Annotated in this window: 13 protein-coding genes; 7 read left to right on the forward strand and 6 right to left on the reverse strand. The window is 60.2% G+C overall.

Annotation, left to right across the window (positions count from 1 at the left end; genetic code table 11):
* Positions 1–1,059, forward strand: a 1,059-nt coding sequence (locus ACFSNN_RS19490) for an HlyD family secretion protein (protein ID WP_377779186.1), incomplete at its 5' end; no start/stop codon positions are given.
* Positions 1,056–2,594, forward strand: coding sequence for an efflux transporter outer membrane subunit (locus ACFSNN_RS19495; protein ID WP_134456338.1), 1,539 nt, complete (start codon positions 1,056–1,058; stop codon positions 2,592–2,594). The genes ACFSNN_RS19490 and ACFSNN_RS19495, both read left to right, overlap by 4 nt.
* A gap of 119 nt (positions 2,595–2,713) precedes the next feature.
* Here ACFSNN_RS19495 and ACFSNN_RS19500 read toward each other — a convergent pair whose 3' ends face one another.
* A complete protein-coding gene (locus ACFSNN_RS19500; protein WP_134458892.1) occupies positions 2,714–4,039 on the reverse strand; it encodes an epoxide hydrolase family protein in 1,326 nt (441 codons plus the stop codon).
* 464 nt (positions 4,040–4,503) lie between these two features.
* Here ACFSNN_RS19500 and ACFSNN_RS19505 point away from each other — a divergent pair, with 464 nt between their 5' ends.
* On the forward strand, positions 4,504–5,388 hold the full coding sequence (locus tag ACFSNN_RS19505) for an enoyl-CoA hydratase/isomerase family protein (RefSeq protein ID WP_134456339.1): 885 nt from the start codon (positions 4,504–4,506) through the stop codon (positions 5,386–5,388).
* A gap of 41 nt (positions 5,389–5,429) precedes the next feature.
* On the opposite strand, the gene ACFSNN_RS19510 is transcribed toward ACFSNN_RS19505, so the two are convergent.
* A complete protein-coding gene (locus tag ACFSNN_RS19510; RefSeq protein ID WP_134456340.1) occupies positions 5,430–6,104 on the reverse strand; it encodes a VOC family protein in 675 nt (224 codons plus the stop codon).
* 439 nt (positions 6,105–6,543) lie between these two features.
* On the opposite strand from ACFSNN_RS19510, the gene ACFSNN_RS19515 reads away from it, so the two are divergent.
* The gene (locus ACFSNN_RS19515; protein ID WP_134456341.1) at positions 6,544–7,254 is read left to right on the forward strand and encodes an SDR family NAD(P)-dependent oxidoreductase; all 711 of its coding nucleotides are present in this window, start codon (positions 6,544–6,546) and stop codon (positions 7,252–7,254) included.
* Between the two features lie 196 nt (positions 7,255–7,450).
* Here ACFSNN_RS19515 and ACFSNN_RS19520 read toward each other — a convergent pair whose 3' ends face one another.
* From ACFSNN_RS19520 to ACFSNN_RS19530, 3 genes are all read right to left on the reverse strand, one after another.
* Positions 7,451–8,473, reverse strand: a complete 1,023-nt coding sequence (locus ACFSNN_RS19520; RefSeq protein ID WP_134456342.1) for a LysR family transcriptional regulator — start codon at positions 8,471–8,473, stop codon at positions 7,451–7,453.
* A 336-nt stretch (positions 8,474–8,809) separates the two neighbouring features.
* Positions 8,810–9,247: a DUF3331 domain-containing protein gene (locus tag ACFSNN_RS19525; RefSeq protein WP_134456343.1), complete on the reverse strand. Its 438-nt coding sequence runs from the start codon at positions 9,245–9,247 to the stop codon at positions 8,810–8,812.
* 326 nt (positions 9,248–9,573) lie between these two features.
* Entirely contained in the window at positions 9,574–10,266 is a 693-nt protein-coding gene (locus ACFSNN_RS19530) for a DsbA family protein (protein WP_377690363.1), read from the reverse strand.
* A 333-nt stretch (positions 10,267–10,599) separates the two neighbouring features.
* Here ACFSNN_RS19530 and ACFSNN_RS19535 point away from each other — a divergent pair, with 333 nt between their 5' ends.
* The 3 genes from ACFSNN_RS19535 (at position 10,600) to ACFSNN_RS19545 (ending at position 12,672) form a co-directional block, all read left to right on the forward strand.
* Positions 10,600–11,058 carry a hypothetical protein gene (locus tag ACFSNN_RS19535; RefSeq protein WP_134456344.1) on the forward strand — a complete coding sequence of 153 codons (459 nt, stop codon included), beginning with the start codon at positions 10,600–10,602 and terminating at the stop codon, positions 11,056–11,058.
* 402 nt (positions 11,059–11,460) lie between these two features.
* Positions 11,461–12,108 (forward strand): response regulator transcription factor, encoded by a 648-nt coding sequence (locus ACFSNN_RS19540; RefSeq protein ID WP_134456345.1) that lies wholly within the window; start codon positions 11,461–11,463, stop codon positions 12,106–12,108.
* Positions 12,109–12,294: 186 nt separating this feature from the next.
* The gene (locus ACFSNN_RS19545) at positions 12,295–12,672 is read left to right on the forward strand and encodes a response regulator transcription factor (RefSeq protein ID WP_166799228.1); all 378 of its coding nucleotides are present in this window, start codon (positions 12,295–12,297) and stop codon (positions 12,670–12,672) included.
* 78 nt (positions 12,673–12,750) lie between these two features.
* Here ACFSNN_RS19545 and ACFSNN_RS19550 read toward each other — a convergent pair whose 3' ends face one another.
* Positions 12,751–18,252 carry a trifunctional serine/threonine-protein kinase/ATP-binding protein/sensor histidine kinase gene (locus tag ACFSNN_RS19550; RefSeq protein ID WP_134456347.1) on the reverse strand — a complete coding sequence of 1,834 codons (5,502 nt, stop codon included), beginning with the start codon at positions 18,250–18,252 and terminating at the stop codon, positions 12,751–12,753.
* Between the last annotated feature and the right edge of the window lie 202 nt (positions 18,253–18,454).

Here is an 18,454-nt window from a genome sequence, read left to right on the forward strand (position 1 = left end):
CTTTCTCCCAGAACGATCCGTCTTGCTGCGTATGCGGTGATACTCGGCGTCGCTGTACTGGCCTGTATCTGGCTGTTTGCCGGCTCGACCAGCGAGACCACGAACGATGCCTATGTGACGGCCGATTTCACGCTGGTCGCGCCGCGTGTCGCGGGTCAGGTGTCCGGAGTGCTCGTCGAAGACAACCAGCAGGTCAAGGCGGGACAGCTACTGGTTCGTATCGATGACCGCGACTTTCGTGCCGCGTTGATGAGTGCCGAAGCGGACGTGGCGGCAGCCAGAGCATCGGTTGCAAACTACGAGGCCGAGATCGCGCGGCAGCCCGCACTCGTCGATCAGGCGCGTGCGACGTTGCGCGCCGATGATGCGACGCTCGAGTTTGCGCGTGCGAACGCTGCGCGCTACCGCAATCTTTCGGAGACCGGTGCGGGAACCACACAGGAGCAGCAGCACGCTGCGAGCGCGCTGGCCGAGGAACTCGCGCAGCAGGCGCGCAACCGCGCCGCGCTGGTGGCGACCGTGCAGAACCTCGATGTTCTGAAGACGCAGCGCGACAAGGCAGGCGGCGCGCTGGCGCATGCCGAAGCGGCCTTTGAGCAGGCGAAACTCAACCTGTCGTATACGGAGATCCACGCGCCCATCGACGGCAAGGTCGGACGGCGTTCGGCACGCGTAGGCGCATTCGTGACGACCGGTGCGCCGCTGCTCGCGATCGTCCCGCTGTCGGACGCCTATATCGTCGCCAACTTCCAGGAGAACCAGCTTGCCCGGATGCGCCCCGGCGACACGGTGCGTATCAAGGTCGACAGTTTTCCGGGCGTGGTGATCCGCGGCCATGTCGATAGTCTTGCGCCTGCCACAGGCGTGAGCTTCGCGCCTATCGCACCCGACAACGCAACGGGCAACTTCACCAAGATCGTCCAGCGCGTGCCGGTCAGGATCACTATCGATCATGGACAGGAGGCGGCGGCTGCATTGAGCGTCGGGTTGTCGGTCGAAACGGAGGTCGCCGTCGGGAAGCGCGCCGACATGCGGGTCGCGGGAGCGGACGCGAAATGAACGCGCGCAACCTCTCCCTGCGCACACCGGCGCTCGCGCTGCTGCTGTGCTCAATGCTCACGGGCTGCCTGGTGGGTCCGAACTTCGAACCTCCGCAGACGGCCACGCCCGACGTGTTCAACCGCACCCAGACCGCGCAGGCCGCAAGCAAGGCCGTCGAATCCGGATTCACACCGCAATGGTGGACGCTGTTCAACGATCCGATACTGGACTCGCTGGAACAGCAGATGACCGATGCGAATCTCGATGTGGCGGCCGCGTCGGCGCGTCTGCGGCAAAGCCGGGCGCAACAGCGCATTGCCGGCGCCGAAGAATATCCGACGCTCAACGGCGCCGCCTCCTACGACCGCGAGCGCGGCAGTCCGAACGGCATCCTCTCGCTGCTTGGCGTCACGCCGACGGGAAGTCAGACGCAGTCGGCCTCGGGCAGCGCGCCGCTCGGTGTCGCGCCGTTGCCGGGCGCCAAAGGCTCGCCCGCTTACGATCTGTACCAGTTCGGCTTCGACGCGTCATGGGAACTCGACTTCTGGGGTCGCGTGCGACGCGGTGTCGAGGCCGCGTCGGCGCTCTCCGATGCGTCGTACGAGGACCGCAACGCGATCCTGCTGTCCGCCCGCGCTGAACTCGCGCGCGACTACATCCAGTTGCGCGACACGCAGGCCCTGCTGCAGATCGCGAAGCAGAATCTCGACATCGCTCACGACGCCACGAAGCTCACGCAAAACCGGGTGCATGAAGGCGTTACGACGGACCTGGACGTGGCCAACGCGATGGCGCAGGCGGAGTCGATCGAAAGCCTGATCCCGACGCTCGAATCGCGCAACACGACCACGATCAATGCGATCGGCGTGCTGCTGGCGAAAGAACCGGGCGCGTTGCAGCAGATGCTTGCCGAGCCGCACGATGTGCCGGCGCTGCCCGATCAGGTGCCGATCGGTGTTCCGTCGGAACTGGTGCAGCGGCGGCCCGACATCCGGAAAGCCGAGGCCCAGCTGCATGCGGCCACCGCGACGATTGGCATGGCCAAGGCCGACTTCTATCCGCGCATCTCGCTGAACGGCAGCGCCGGGTTCCAGAGCCTGCAACTGTCGAATCTCGCCGACTGGGCGTCCGGCCAGTTCGTCGTGGGACCGTCGATCACGCTGCCGATATTCGAAGGCGGACGCCTCAAAGGCACGCTTCATCTGCGCGAGGCGCAGCAGCAGGAAGCGGCGATTGTCTACCAGCACACCGTGCTTCAGGCATGGCGTGAAGTGGACGACGCGCTGGTCGTCTACGACGCTGAACAGCGGCGGCGCGATCGGTTGAAAACTGTCGTGAGTCTGAACCAGCGCGCGCTGTCGATTGCTCAGCAACGGTACAAGGCGGGCGCGGTGGATTTCCTCGATGTGCTGAACGTGCAGAAACAGCTGCTCGATGCGCAGAGCAAACTCGAACAGAGCAAGGCCGACGCTGACGCGAACCTCATCACGCTCTGCAAGGTGCTCGGTGGTGGATGGGAGTCAACGTATGCCAGGCAGGACAGTTCTCGTTGAACCCGTGTTCTGCCGCGTGCGACGAGATGCGTGTATGAGGCCCATGTTCCTGTCGCTGACCTCCCTCGCACAGAAGGTCAGCGAACAGGCGCCTTTACGCCCGCCCTATATCTTTGCGTTCACCGCAGCGACCGGAAGCTCACGCGAACTTCTTCCGAGAAAACTTGCGGCTGTTCCCAGGCCGCAAAATGTCCGCCTTTGGGGAGGCGATTGTAGTGAATCAGCTTCGGATACGCCTTCACTGTCCAGCTCTGCGGGGCAGCGTAGATTTCATCTGGAAAGACGCTGACGGCAACCGGGATGGCGACGTGCTTCGGAGCAAAGAAGTTGAGCTTGTTCTCCCAATACAACCGGCCCGACGAAATCGCCGTGCTCGTGAGCCAATAGAGCGTCACGTTGTCGAGAACGTCGTCTCGCGCAAGCCCCTCGGACTGACCGTCGAACACGCGTGCGATAAGCGCCTGGCTGGCTGAGTCGTGGTCGAGCATCCACGCGGCGAGGCCGACAGGTGAATCCTCAATGCCGTATAACGTCTGCGGGCGGTTCGCCATTTCCAATGCGTAGCCAAGGCCGTGCTTGTAGAAATAGTCGAGCTGATCGAACGCGTGCTTCTCATCGGGCGAGAGGCCTGCTGGCGCCGGCTCTCCGAGCTTCAGCGCCTGTGCAATGTCGTCCGGCACGGTTGCCGGCATGTTGGTGTGAATGCCGAGCAGTTCCGGCGGTGCCAGCAGAGCCATCTGCTCCGTGACGGCATTCCCCCAATCACCGCCTTGCGCCACATATCGCGTGTAGCCGAGCCGCTTCATCAGTACGACCCAGGCGCGTGCGATGCGAACAGGATCCCAGCCGGTCACCGTCGGTTTGCCTGAGAACCCGTATCCCGGGAGCGATGGAATCACCACGTCGAATGCGTCCGACGCCGTCCCGCCATGGGCGGCCGGATCGGTCAGCGGGCCGATGATCTTCAACTGCTCGATGATCGAACCGGGCCACCCGTGCGTAACGATGACCGGCAACGCATTGGCATCTTTCGAACGAACGTGGATGAAATGAATGTCCACCCCATCGATCTCGGTGACGAATTGCGGTAACGCGTTCAGCCTCGCTTCGACTTTGCGCCAGTCATAGCCGTTCGCCCAATAACGAGCGAGCTTCTGCATCGTCGCGAGCTGCACGCCTTGTGACGCATCGGTCACCGTCTCGCGGTCAGGCCACCGGGTCGCCTTGACACGCCTCTTCAATTCGATGAGTTGCGATTCCGGTGCGTGCACATGAAGTGGACGAATAGCGGTCTTGTCGCCGCCACTCGACTTGGTGACTTCCGTGATAGTTTGATTCGTCTCCGCGAAAGCGAGCCGACTCAACGAGCCCGCAACAGCGGCCGCCGCTGCCACGCCGATAAACCGGCGGCGCGATGGGGTCTGGGGAAGAATATTGTCAGCCATACAAGCTCCTGTTTGGCAAAGAGTCCAATGAGGCGGAGCGACGAGTGCGGCAGTACCGCAATATTCCGGGCAAGCGCCTTCGCGATTGTCCAATTGAGCCGCCTGTAGAGGCATCCAGTTCGCAAGCCTCACATCGTTATCGCTTCGACCGACCGCAAACCGCAGTTCGCAGTAGTTGTAGCGATTGTGTGGAAGCAAGCCCTCCGGGTAAACGGCCGGCTTAGAACAACAGTTGTGTCGGTCGCGAACAAATCCGTGCGTTCGACTTTTCCGGCCATCGCCGTATGGATTGAACAATTCCATATTACTTCGCATCGCTCAATATATTCGCCAATTCTTGATTGACCGGTGCAGTCATGCTCATTGGTATCTGCCGAACGGATGCCTACACTAAGTCCTGAGTACCGGATGTCACGTGCATTCTTTCTTCCGCGAATTTCCTCATCATCAAAAAGGAATCCAACATGAAACTGACCCAACTGCCGGTGGCTCAAAGTGCGCAACCGGAAGCCGGCGCGAAGCAGGAGTTCAGGATCGAGCACGTGACGCCGGCATACTGGCGCGTCACCATCGACCATCCGCCCTTCAATATTTTTGGTCCGGAATCCATACCGCAGTTGAACAGCGTGATCACCCAGATAGAAAACGATCCCGAACTGAAGGTCGTGGTGTTCGATAGCGCAGTACCCGGTTTTTTCCTCACTCACTACGACTTCGTACCGCCCCTCGAAGTGACGACGCGCATGCCGCCCGGCCCGACAGGCATGGCGCCGCTACCCGATATGCTCACTCGCCTGAGCCGCTCCTCCGTGGTGTCGATCGTGTCGATCCGGGGCCGGGCTACGGGTGTTGGCAGCGAGTTGTCCCTTGCGTCCGACATGCGCTTCGCCAGCCGTGAAAAAGCCGTGCTCTCCCAATTCGAAGTGGGCGCCGGATTCGTTCCCGGAGGCGGACCGATGTCCCGCCTTCCCCGTCTGATGGGACGAGGCCGCGCACTGGAAATTCTGCTGAGCGGCAACGACATCAACGGCGAGCTTGCCGAACGCTACGGTTATGTCAACCGCTCTTTTCCGGATGCCGAACTGGACGGGTTTGTCGATACCCTCGCTCGCCGCATTGCATCCTTCGACAAGCAAACCATCGGGGAGATCAAGCACTTCGTCAACGTTGCCACTCTCCCTTCCGATAGCGAAGTCGGGCCACAGTGGGACGCCTTCATTACCTCCGTACAACGCCCAGCGGCACAGCGGGACATCAAAAGGCTGATGGAACTCGGACTGCAGAAAATGCCTGACGTGGAAATTCATCTCGACCGGTACACCGGCCAGGTCAATCAACCGGACAAGTAAGTCCAACCGCTCATAGCTGGCCAGGCGATCAGCCGCGGGGTTCATTTCGGCGGCTGCGTGCCGGCTTGCTCTGCAACGATATGGCTGGCATACCAGTCCGGCCAGTTTTCGTCATGCTGTCCTGAGAGTTTTTCATATTCGCCGTGCGCGGCCGCGGCGCGTCGCAGCGCCCCTGCGAGTTCCACTGCCGAAGTGAATGTCGTGGCGTGCGCGTCCACTCTTCCGGGCAGTCGGGTGGTCACCTCCTGGAAGACCCAGCCGTTGCCGTCAGGATCGCTGAACGAAGCGAACGAACCATAGCTGTTGCGCGCCGGTTGTGGGCCGCTCACGTGTCCCTCCTTACCCGCACGATGGAAAAGGCCGCGGGCATCATGAAAAACTTCGCTCACGTCGATGCCGCGCTCGGCAAGCTCAGCGTGCGCCCTGGTTATATCGGACACGATGAGATGAAGTCCCTGCACCGATCCCGGCTCTTGCGTCGTGACGCCCTTGCCGAAAAGGATCGAGCATTGCGATCCCGGAGGCGTGAAATGGACAACCCGAAACGAATCATCTTTCGCGATATCGACGTCGAGCCGCCAACCTAACCTGGCGTAGAACTGCTTGGCGCGATCGACGTCGGAAACCGGGATGACAACTATCTCTAGCTTCATGTCGACGGTCTGCGCTGTACCTGCAGCCGTTCTGGCTTCGTTGGGTGTTTGTGCATTGCTCATGTCAAGCTCCTCGTGTTTCGGTGATTCAAGAGTGACTGGTACGTTCTATCCCGCGACTCGTCAATCTGATCTGGAATGCCCGACTCCTATTTCGGCCCGACCGGATTGTTGTATCTGATGGCTTACCTGGAGGCAGGATGAACACGCGAGAAGTCTCCAGTAAAGCTCCCCTTTCAAAAAGCTTCAAGGAGGAAAATCAATAGTGAACAATTCTCACGAGTACAGGAGCGTCAATGCATTCTTTGTAGCGACATGTTCTTCCGCGCGACATCGCCGAAGAACCTGCCGCGTGCGTCGCACCTGACTTGTTCCACGCACGCAAGTCTGTTTGTCGCCGAAGGGTATTCGAACCCGGTGCCAAAGCGCCTAAATTAGCCTCTTATCGGAGCCGTGGACCCGATCAACAACAGCGTCCATTCAATCGATTCGGAGGTTCTCCATGAGTACGTCACAAAAGGTCGTTGTCGTTACCGGCGCCTCGCAAGGCATCGGCGCAGAAGTCGTCAAGGCGTTCCGCAAGCTCGACTATTGCGTGGCAGCCACCGCACGCAGCATCAAGCCCTCCGAGGATCCCAACGTCCTGACCGTGGCCGGCGACATTGCCGACCCCGACACCGCCCGCCGCGTGATCAGCGAAGCCGTGGCTCGCTTTGGCCGGATCGACACGCTGGTCAACAACGCCGGTATCTTCGTCGCCAAACCCTTTACTCTCTATACCGCCGAAGACTATGCATCGATCACGGGAGTGAACCTGAACGGCTTTTTCTACATCACGCAGCTCGCCATTGCTGAAATGGAGAAGCATTCCAGCGGCCATGTTGTGAGCATCAGTACCACGCTGGCCGACTACGCGATCGACGGTGTGCCTGCGGTGCTCGCCGCGCTTACCAAGGGCGGCCTGAACGCGGCAACCCGCTCCCTCGCGATCGAATACGCCAAACGCGGCATTCGCGCCAACGCGGTCGCGCCGGGCATCATCAAGTCGCCAATGCACCCGGAGCAAACGCACGCGGCGCTCGGCGCGCTGCATCCGATGGGTCATATGGGCGAAATGAGCGATGTCGTGAATGCGATCCTGTATCTGGATTCCGCCCCGTTCGTCACTGGCGAAATCCTGCACGTCGATGGCGGTCAGAGTGCTGGTCACTGAGCACGACCGTGCGACGGCAGTCGCCGTCGCACACGATCGAAAGGCCGTCGCTATCCTTTAGCCGGCGGCCGGTTTGTCGACCAGGATCGAGGGGGGCATCCTGCCAATCGTCGCGCCTCAAACAACGCTCATTGGCGCGATCCCACGCGCCAGTTCGGTCAACGCCGAGTAAACACTCACTCCGTCGATGCCTGGGTCACCTGCCCACCGATTCGAACCGTGAAGGCCGCGCATATCGAGCCTCAGCCGGCCGCCAGCTGTACTCTTCCCGATAGTCGTTCAACGGCAAAACAGTCGCCGCATCCTTGACGTCGTATCGAGCCGACGATCTAAAAAACTGGATGCAATAATCGACGAATGTTCTGAGCCTCGCAGGAAGCAGTTCCCGGTGCGAGTAGAAGAGACAGATTTCGACCTTGCTGTCGAATGTCGTGCACAGCGGCAAGATAGGCGTAAGTCGCCCGGCTTCGATATCCTCACGCACCATCGTCTCCGGCAATGCGGCAATACCGGTCCCCATGACTGCTGCTGCCCTGAGCAGAATTTCGTTGCCGTCCATCGACGACATGGGCGACACGCTCACTCGTGTTTCGCCTTCTAGCAGATCGACGACGTCCACGCCTTTTTTCCGCGAATCCGTGTCCAGCAGAAGAAAGTGATGGTTCAACTCGGCGGCGGTTAGAGGAACACCGTACTGTTCAAGATAAGCAGGCGCTGCAACGAAGATACGCTGTGACTTCGACAACGTGCGGCGAATCACGGCGGACTGCTCGACAAGATGCGGTGGCAGAATCGCCATGTCGAAGCGGCCGTCGTACAGGTTGGCGGCGCCCTCCTGAACGGAGACGATCAGATTCACATTGGGGGCAATGGCGTGATACCCCCGCACGAGCCGCGAGAAGGTTTCACTCATCAGCATCGGATGCACGATCAGCCGCAACTTTCCACTGTCGACTTCACGCGAGCGCGTAATGCGGCGATTCGCTTCGTCGAGTTCTTCGAGCAAACGGCAGCAACTCTGATAATAGGGTTGCGCTGCTTCAGTCAAGGAAACAGACCTTGTCGTCCTGAGCAGGACCCTCGTCTGGATGCACCCTTCGAGCTTGGCGATCGCTTTCGATACCGAGCCCGTGGTCACGTTCAGCGATTCGGCAGCCTTGCTGAAGCTTTGATACCGTGCGGCAGCAACGAACGCACGCAACATGTAAAGCTGGTCCATCTCGCACCTCACTGGTCAATGTAGAGATGTAGAGCAGAGTATTCAGGCGCCGCGAATCGTCGCTGGCGAGACAATTCAAACAGCCGGGAAACGAATGAAGGGTAAGCGCGAACGCTGCGTGGCACCATCGTTCGATATGGTGTAACGCATCGTGCGCTCGCGTGCTCGACTAATACGTTTGGATGCGCGCGCCTATCCGGCCTGTATGCTCTTTCGGCAACTCTCGTGTGGTCTCAGCACGCGGCTATTGCGGCGCATCATGTAATGGCGAGACGCTGCGGCTTTTAGCAGGGGCGCGAATACAGGAAGGAAATACGCTAGCGAATGGGGAAACGTCTAGATCGGGCTGGACTGCAATGGTTCGATCGCGTTGAGGGCCGATTCGAGGATCATCGCGCGCGCATTGACCGGCGCGGGCTTCGAGCGCTGCGGATGAAATATGCGGTCCCCGCGCCTGATCCGTTGCCCGCTCAACACGCATGTCCCTGACACCTTGGCGTTCGCGACCCGCCAGACTTGAGCGCCGTAGAAGCAGCTGGTCGGGTCCCGCCACGCGATGGTCACGGTGAGGGCGGTGGTCCGCTCAATCAGACTTACTTTCAGATGAGGTATGTGACCAGTACCCAGCATCGCTTCGAAACGATAGGATGTCCCGCGTTTTGGCACAGGTCTTGTGTCAGCGTCCGCCTCGGGGCATCGAAATCCCGATGACAACAGTCGTATCGTCTGACCCCACGGGTCGACTCGGCTAACGAGCATGGCCGCGCTCCTCATGAATCGAAACCTGACGTTTCACTCTCGCTGAACCGGACGCCACACCGATAACAACACGTTAAGCGCCCCGAACAGACGGCCGATGGTTCAAACATCCAAGCCCTTTGTCACCTATCGATGCGTCTGCGAATTTGCTTCGAAGCCATGATATGGCCATTGAGGTGTGGATAAAATATGCGCTCAGGAAAAGGGCTTTTTCCTCGGCAACACTTCTGGCGCCGGCCCGATTCCTTCCCTACATAAACCTGCACCGCAAGTCCGCGCCCGTCGATCGGAATAACTGCATTCTTGCGCGACGTGCCTAGATCTGTGCCCAGTGGCTTCGCTTATGCAGCGAGGCGCATGAGCGTCTGTTGAACGCCGGCCGCCGTAGCGTAGCCCGAACTGAGCTGCCCGATCTTTCCGTTCTGCTCGACAAACAACGATGGGAAGCCCGACACACCCAACCGGCGGGTCAGCGCGAAATCCGTGCGAGCGGCCTGTATCGCTTCGTCCGAGGACCAGACGGCGAGAAACGCCTCGGCGTCGACGTCGAACCCGTGCGCCTTCAAGGCCGACACGCCGATGCCCGCGAGAACCTTGCCGTCCGTAGTATCAAGTCCATCGACATAGAATGCTCGCTGGAACGCGCCGAAGACCGCCAGCAGATTAGCCGCCGGCTTGAGCAGACGTGCCGTCACCACCGCGCGGCAGACCGGTTCAGTGTCATAGACAAAATTCTTCCTCGCAAGCAACGCGTCACGATTGAATTGCGCGCCGCTCAGTTGCTCGACGCGCGCCCAGTGCGTCAGTCTAAACTGCTTGCCCGCGTCGTCCAGAAGCTGTGTGGAACCCGCGGCCAGGCCACCGAGCACTACCTGTACTTCAACGTTGGGCATCGCCTCTACGAGGGTTGTCATCTCCTTGTGGAAACCGTAACACCAGGAGCACATTGGATCGCCTACAAATATGAGTTTCATCGCTAATTCCGTTAGATTTCCACTGTTGCACCGGCCCGTTGTGCCGATCGTGAAGGACATGGGATACGCCACCGGGCGGCGTCGGGTGGAAGGATCATAGAACCGAATCGCGATGCCACGAACCACGCTAGCCTCAATTCACTCTTTACACCGTGTAACCAAGGTCTTCCTGTTCATCGATAGCTGCGTGCAGGTGTGGCGCGAGCGGTCTGCCCGTATCGATATGACGGAGCCCGGATTTCTCTCCCATTGCATATACGGCCGTATGAGTTCCACACGCTTTTTCAGTGGCACCGCCACCCGTTCGTACAATGGTTTTCAGCGGCTCGGCCATGTACCTTGATCTCATGGCGAGTGCGGCCGTCTCGCGCGCCATCACCTGGAGGGCGAGTCGTGAATGCAAGGGAAGCAGCAAATCCGGTGATCAGCCTGCATGGCGATGCGCTCCCATCTGCACCGCGCGAGATGCACACCGAAGCCACGACAGTGAATGCGCTCTCCGAGCGGGTACTCAAAACACTTGTGCTCGTCGTCTGCGGGTGGTCTCTGATTGAAGCGCCACTAGAGTTAGGCGGGACCGACATCCGCGCCGGATTGCTTGCCCTGCTCGTGTCGAAGCTCGTTGTGGTCGGCACGGGTCTCGCTGCGGTTGCCAAAGCACGCTTCGCTCGCGGAATTTTTGCCTTTCTCTGCGGTGCGAGCGTGTTGGCCATCGCACCCGCACTTCCGATGGAATTCATCCATTCTTTCCCGATAGCAATCTTTTCTTCGATCGAATGCTTCAGTAAGGCCGCGTGCGTAATCGCATTCGCCGTCGCGTCGTCGCGGGAAAAGCAGTCTCGCGGGCAATAGCGTATTCGAAAGAAATGCGCTTGCGCGTCGACGCGCTTATTTGAGGAGGTGGTTATGTTTCGCGTATTGCACAACTGGATTTTTGTCGGCACTCACGCCTACGACGAATACACCTTCGTTCCGTGGCTCAACAAAAACGTTTATCGGCGGACAGTAGATTTGAGTCGTGTCTGCCTGCAGTGATTCAATCCGCGAAAGCGAACGGATGCTTCCGTCATACGGATCACTCCATTCATCAGGAGAATAAACTTTCTTGCCTGATCTTCGCTCGGGCTACCGCGTAACGAAACAATGAAACGAAGGAAGACCATGCGCAACAGGTAGCGATAAGCGCGAGCATTGCTTACTATACGAAAAGTGTCGGCGTCAGCTTAGCGTAACGAACTTTTCAAAGATCGAGCGATGAAACATGACAACGTTGGGACGGGAAGTGAATCATTGCCGGACTCGCTTGTTTATGTGGTCGACGACGACGAGTCCATTCGAGGCGCCCTGACCTCTCTGCTCATGTCGGTTGGAATTCACGTGCGCGCTTTCGAATCGGCCGACGAGTTTCTCGCCACGGACATGCCGGACGTGCCGAGCTGTCTCATTCTCGATGTTCGTCTGCGAGGCACGAGCGGCCTGACGTTGCAGCAGGATCCCTTCAAGGAAAGTGTTCGCTTCCCGGTCATATTTCTGACCGGGCATGGTGACATCGAGATGTCCGTCAAGGCAATGAAGGCGGGCGCTTTCGATTTCATGACCAAGCCGTTCAAGGATCAGGATCTGATCGATACGATCGCCGCGGCACTCAAAAGAGATGGCGAATTGAAACGCCAGGAGAGGATCGTGGCGGGTATCCGTCAAACCTACGATTCGCTCACGGCGCGCGAGCGGGAAGTCATCAGGCTGGTCGCCGACGGACTGTTGAACAAGCAGATCGCCGACCTCCTGTGTCTGAGCGAAGTGACGGTTAAGATCCATCGCGCGCAAGCGATGCACAAGCTGCAGGCGCGCTCGGTGCCTGATGTCGTCAGGAAGTTACAGCAGGTGCTGCCTCTGCACTGAGGCGTCGGATTGCAATTTTTGGAGTCGCTGCGCGCTATCCGCCTTTCCCGGCCGGGATCGATCCCCGGCTAATACGAACTGTCACTAAAATCATTCTAAGGTCTTATTGTCGCTTGTTCCCCGGGCCTGTAATTTGCCTAAAGGATTCAGCCTTTCCGAATCCTTTCGATGCCCTGCGGACTCGAGATGAGAACAAAGCGCTCTCCTGCGGTTATTGGGGTGGTGGACGACGACGAATTCGTCCGGATGGCGACGTCCAGTTTGCTTCGTTCGGCAAACTGGAAGGTGATTGTTTATGAGTCCGCCAACCATCTCTTAGGTGATACGCGCCGCTCGGCATTGAAGCTTGTTGTCGCGGATATTCACATGCCGGGTATGGACGGTTTCGCGCTGCTGGAATCGATCAACCTATGGAAGCGGCCGGTTCCTGTAATTTTCATTACCGCCTACGCGACGCAAGAGCTTCTTGAACGAGCGGAAACTGGTGGAGCCGCTGGTTTCTTCTCAAAGCCAGTGGATGATGCGCGGCTACTCGCGCGGATCGGCGAGATATTGCGAAAGTGAGCTGGCAGAAAATCCATCTGTGCGTCGGCGTGCGCGTCGCGACTGTCTGAACCAGCCGCCGGATGCGCGACGTATGCGCTACATATGCGCTACGTCGCCTTGCGCAGGCAACGTGAACTGGAACGTGGCGCCCCCCGCAGAGTTCGACGTCACCCATAGCTGTCCGCCGTGACTTTCCACAATCGAGCGGCAGATCGGCAGCCCCATCCCCAGTCCGTTGGGTTTGGTCGTAAAAAATGCCTCGAATACGCCTTCCAGATGTTCGGCGTCGAGACCCGGTCCGGAATCCTCCACGCTAATGCAGAGTTCGTCGATACCGGACCTGCCGGACCGGATCAAAAGCGTTCGCTCTCGCACTTCCTTGGCGCTCATCGCTTCAAGAGCGTTGATCATCAGATTCAGCATGACTTGCTGCAGTTGCACCCGATCGCCATGGATCTGCGGCAATCCATCAGCCAGCTTCGCGATCAACTCGACACCGTGCTTGCTGGCTTCGCTTCGCATGAACGCGATCAATTCGATAATCGTTTCGTTGATGTCGAGGCCGTCTTTTCGCTGTGGCTCCTTTTTAAAGAAAGCGCGGGTGCGGTCGACGATGTTATTAGCGCGGCCACCATCCGCGACGATGCGGTTGAGCGCCTCGCGCACTTCGTCCAGATTGGGCGGGCGCGCCGCCAGCCAGCGCAAGGCCGCGCTGGCATAGGCGACCGTTGCGGTAATGGGTTGCTTCACTTCGTGGGCAATCGACGCCGACAGCTGGCCCATCGTCGCCACGCGATTGGAGTGCGCCAACTCCATCTGGAGTCCGACATATCGCCGTTCGCTGTCGCGCACGTCCTGTTGCGCCCGCTTCTGGTCGGTCAGCTCGAGTATGAAAGCGACGCCCTGCCCCTCGCGGTCGCCGAACGCCGCCGCGCCAACCAGCACAGGCACGCGGCTGCCATCCTTACGGATGTACTCTTTCTCGAACGGTTTGGCGCTTCCCATGGTCGTCAATTCCACCCTCACCCGTTCGTCGAGTTCACGCCACTCGGGCGGAGTCAGATCGGGCCAGCGAATACGCGCTGAGACGAGATCGTCTCTGCTGTAACCCACGATGCGCAGAAAAGCGTCGTTCGCTTCGACCACGTTGCCTTCGAAGTCCCAGATGTGGATCCCGATGATGTTGGAGTCCACCAGCCGCCGAACCTTTGCCTCGCGCTCCTGAAGATCGGCATAAAGACGGGTGTTCTCAAGCGAAATGGCCGCCTGTGACGCCAGCAAGTCGAGCAGCGAGGAACGGCGCGCCGTAAAAACATGCGACGTAGCCGTGTTCTCGAGATACAAAAGGCCGCTGAGCGTGCCCTGTCTGACCAGCGGCAGGCAGAACAGGGAGCGCGTCGCGCCACTTGCCACGTAGCCGTCTTGCGAGAACATATTGGGTGTCAATGCATCGTCGATGATGACGCTCTTTTGCGTATGGATCACATAACGCAAAATGCCGGCAGGAACGGCGAGATGGGCAAGCGGCTCCCGGTTCAACGCAATCCCATGTCCATTGATGCGCGCTTCTGCTTCGATCCGGTATCCGTCCGGCTGCTGCGGCACAACTAAGAGGCCGCGATCGGCGCCTGAGATTTGCAGCGCTATCGTCATCAGGCGCTCGATCAGGCCATCCAGTTCGATCTCGCTGGAAAGGGCTTGCGACGCCTTGAGCAGCGTCGCGGCGTCGAACTGCCGCCAATCGAAGCTGAGCGTCGACGTCGCATTGCTTCCGTCCTGATTGGCAAGGCGGGGAAACTCCGCGTCGAGTTGCGCGACTTTGCCGTCCGCGCCCCACAAGGCGAAGCAATGACGCGCGTTGTGCAGATACGCATCGGCGCTCGTTCTGAGACTGCGACTTAAATAGAAGCGACCGGCGAGTTCGTTGGCGATGCCTTCGTGGTGTGGAAAGCCATTCTCGTGAGCGGAGTGGACAGCCTGTTCATAGAGGCGCATGGCGTCGAGATCGCGGCCCTCCAGACGCGCGAGTTCCGCACAGACAAGCGCATAGCGATTCTGATAGTTCTCCGGGCAGTGCTCGGCCCACATTTCGAGCTTTCTGAGTTTCGCTGCGAGAATGTGCTTGCAGGCTTGCTGCTGTTCCCCGGACACCTGCGGATAAAGCGCCGTCAAGATGAGCGCATGAAAGAAGTGATAGGTCGGTTCGATCGCCAGTGCCATGACAGAACTGAGGACCGCGTCCACCCGGTCAGCCGCCTCCAACGCTTCTGAATAGCGGCCATCGAGGAACGCAAGCACGACCTTGATGATGCGATAAACGCCGATCGCGCAGCCGAAATTCGATTTGACGATGGCCTCGAAGCAGGCCGCTTCGTCGAATGTCTCGTCGTTCAGGTTCAACGGTTCGGTCGTCTTGCCACGAAGACTGATGACGAATTGCCGCTCGACGCGGATCAACTCGTACACCGCGTCGTTGTGACTCTCGCGCGCGAGCGCCGCGTATTTCTCGGCGAGCGTCTGCACGTCTTCGAGTGCAGCGCCTTTCTCGATCGTCTGCCAAACCGCGTTGAAGGCGACGTTGCCTGCAAAAACCAGGTCGCCCGCTTCCAGGCACGCAGCGGTGGCCCGTTCGAGCACCGGCAGATTGTTTGCAATGTGGCAGCGCCAGAAATTGACGTGCGCGCCGTACAGGTGCAGCAGCTTGCCATTCAGGCGCCGATTGCCGAACTTCTCGTTGAGCTTGAGCGACATCTCTGAAAATTGCACGGCGGTGGAGATATCGCCGATCAGGGACACCAGCATCAACGCGTAATTGCCGTAAGCAAAACTGGAGTTCTCCGTATTGCCGTGCTGCAAGGAGAGGTTCACCGCCTTGAGGGTGATGAGCGGATAGAACGCGGGCCGCGCGGCGAACGCGCAGTTCATCGCCTGAAGCAGAAGATTGACGATTGCACCGATCGCGGGATCCGTCGCCACCGGCGCGTCGACGAGTTCGTCGACGCAACGCCGGGCCTGATTGACGTGAACGTCCCGCAATGCGTGGTCGAGGGCCGCCTGGATGTCCTGATCGGTCTCAGGAAAGAGGATGTCGAAATCGCGCAGCGCAGCCAGCGCGACCGCGAAGCTCTCGTCATATCTTCCGGCGAGCTGATACAACTCGATGCGCAGACTGAAAACCTTCGCACGATCGAGATTGGAGCGCGCCCTCGCGAGCATCATGTCGACCAGCGCGTCGGCCTTCGCAAAATCGCCGACCAGATATTCGCACTCCGAAAACGCGAGATAGAGATCGAAGGTGCTGTCGTAGCGCTCCGTCCATGCATCGGGCGACAGCAGCGCCGCGCCCTGGGACAGATAGCTGCGCGCGGCCGCATAGGCCGTCGAATTCATCGCGCGCCGCCCAGCGACGAGATTCAACGCAACGGCCTGCTCGCGCTCCGGCTCCGTCGCGATCAGCGCTGCGCCGCGGTTGAGATGATTGACGATATCGAAGATGGCATCTTCCAGCGCGTCCGGCGGGGTCCGCGACACCAGCGCCCGACCGATCCGCAGATGCGCGGCGGCGCGCTCGTCGGCGGGAATCAGCGCATAAGCGGCCTCCTGCACGCGGTCGTGTGCGAATTCATAAGCGTTGGCCACGCGAAAGACGAGCCCCGTTCTGACGGCTTCCCAAAGGTTCGCGTGCATCGTCTCTTCGGATCCGCCCTGAACCCACGTCAGTGCGATCACTTCGGCGATGTTGCCGAGGCACGCCAGTTGCCCCAATGCATCGCGCGTCTGCGCAGGCAGGCGGCTCAGCTTCGCCGCCATCAGATCGGCGACGTTCTCGGTAAAACCCTTCGAACGGATGCGCCGCAAATCCCAGCACCACGCCGCGGCGCGCTGATCGAAGGTGAGCAGGTCTTCATCGGCGAGTGCGGTCAGAAACTGGATCGCGAAGAATGGATTGCCGCCGGTTTTCTCGTGCACCAGTTGCGCGAGCGTGCCGGCGCTCCCGCTGTCGCAGTGAAGCGAATCAGCGACGAGTTGCGTGACGTTCTCCGCTGTGAGCGGCGCGAGTTCTATCCGCTGCACCTTGCCTTCGGCGTGGCTGATCGACTCCAACGTGCGTGCAAACGGATGCGACGCATCCACCTCGTTGTCCCGATACGCGCCGACCAGCAGAACGTGCTTCACGTCCGGATGCGTGACCAGATGCGCGAGCAGGTCGAGCGTCGCCGTATCGACCCATTGCAGGTCGTCGATAAACAGCGCGAGCGGATGCTCGGGTCGCGCGAACACGCCGAGAAAACGACGAAATACGATCTGGAAGCGGTTTTGCGCATCCTGCGGCGGCAGTAAGGGCGCGGGCGGCTGCTCGCCGATGATCAGCGCGAGCTCGGGAATCAGATTCACCATCAACTGTGCGTTGGGCCCAAGCGCCTCCATCAGCGCGTGCCGCCACGGCTCGACCTCCGCGTCGCTCTGGCTCAGCAGGTTGCGCACGAGCGTCTGGAACGCTTGAGCAAATGGCACATAAGGAATGCCGCGCTTGTACTGGTCGAACTTGCCGGACGCGAACAGGCCGCGCGGCGGCACCAGCACCCGGTGCAACTCGTTGACGACCGACGACTTGCCGATACCCGGATAACCCGAGATCAGCACCAGTTCGACCGCCCCGCTGCCCACGACACGATCGAACGCGCTCACGAGCGCTTCGATCTGCGCCTCGCGTCCGTATAGTTTTTCGGGCACCAGCAAGCGGTCGGACGCGTCGTGCGCACCTAGCGGGAACGCTTCGATGCGATGGTGCGCCTCCCATGCCGCGAGGCACGACCGCAAGTCGGCTTCGACACCTGCCGCGGTCTGGTAACGGTCCTCGGCCGCCTTGGCGAGGAGCTTCAGCACGATCCCCTCGACCGGCTTCGGCAGACCGTCGACGCGCTCGCCTGGCGGCGTCGGCCTGCGCGCAATGTGGCAATGAATCCATTCCATCGCGTCCGATGCGGTGAACGGCAGCGCGCCGGTGAGCATCTCGTACAGGGTGACGCCAAGCGAGTAGAGATCGCTGCGCGTGTCGATCGAGCGGTTCATGCGGCCCGTCTGCTCGGGCGCCATGTACGCGAAGGTCCCGGCCACGATCTCCGGCGGCGCGGGCGGCTGATGTTCATGCGGTAGTTGCGAGGCGATGCCGAAGCCGGTGAGCCGCACGTTGCCGCTTCCGTCGACGAGCACATTCGCCGGCTTGATGTCTTTGTGAACGAGCCCGCAGCGGTGAACGTGGCCGATTACCCGCGCCAGATTGACGGCGATGCGCAACCAGCGCGTGAGCTCCAGCGGACGGCCCAGTGAGCGATAGAGCGGCTCGCCGCCGTCGTCGTCGAGAACGAGCATGGGCGGCTCCCTGCGGCGGTACAGCGCGAGCGGCTGAGCTGCCCAGCTGGAATCGAGCAGCGGGGCTAATCCGTATTCGTGCTCGAGCCGGGTCAGGCTCTGCGAGGCCGGGCGCGTGGCGACCAGCGCGAGCACCGAGACGGCATGGCGGGGTCTGCGGGCGCGATAGAGGGAGAAGTCGCCGTCGTCGTGCAGCGGCTCCAACTCATATCCGGTGAGATCCACGGCGGACTCCACTGTCGATCGGAGTGAGTGCTTTGGCACTGGCTCCGGTCCCATGCAGAATGCGGTCGACCGGAGCTAGTGCAAAGCGCTTGCTCCGTTCCACGCTGGAAGCTTGCTGTAATGCTGCGAATTCTATTTAGAAATTATTGTCCGCGCTTCCCGCCTTTCCGGCTATTGCCTGAACCGACGTCCCATTTATTGG

It is taken from the genome of Paraburkholderia dipogonis, assembly GCF_042680985.1.
GTDB classification, from domain to species: domain Bacteria; phylum Pseudomonadota; class Gammaproteobacteria; order Burkholderiales; family Burkholderiaceae; genus Paraburkholderia; species Paraburkholderia phytofirmans.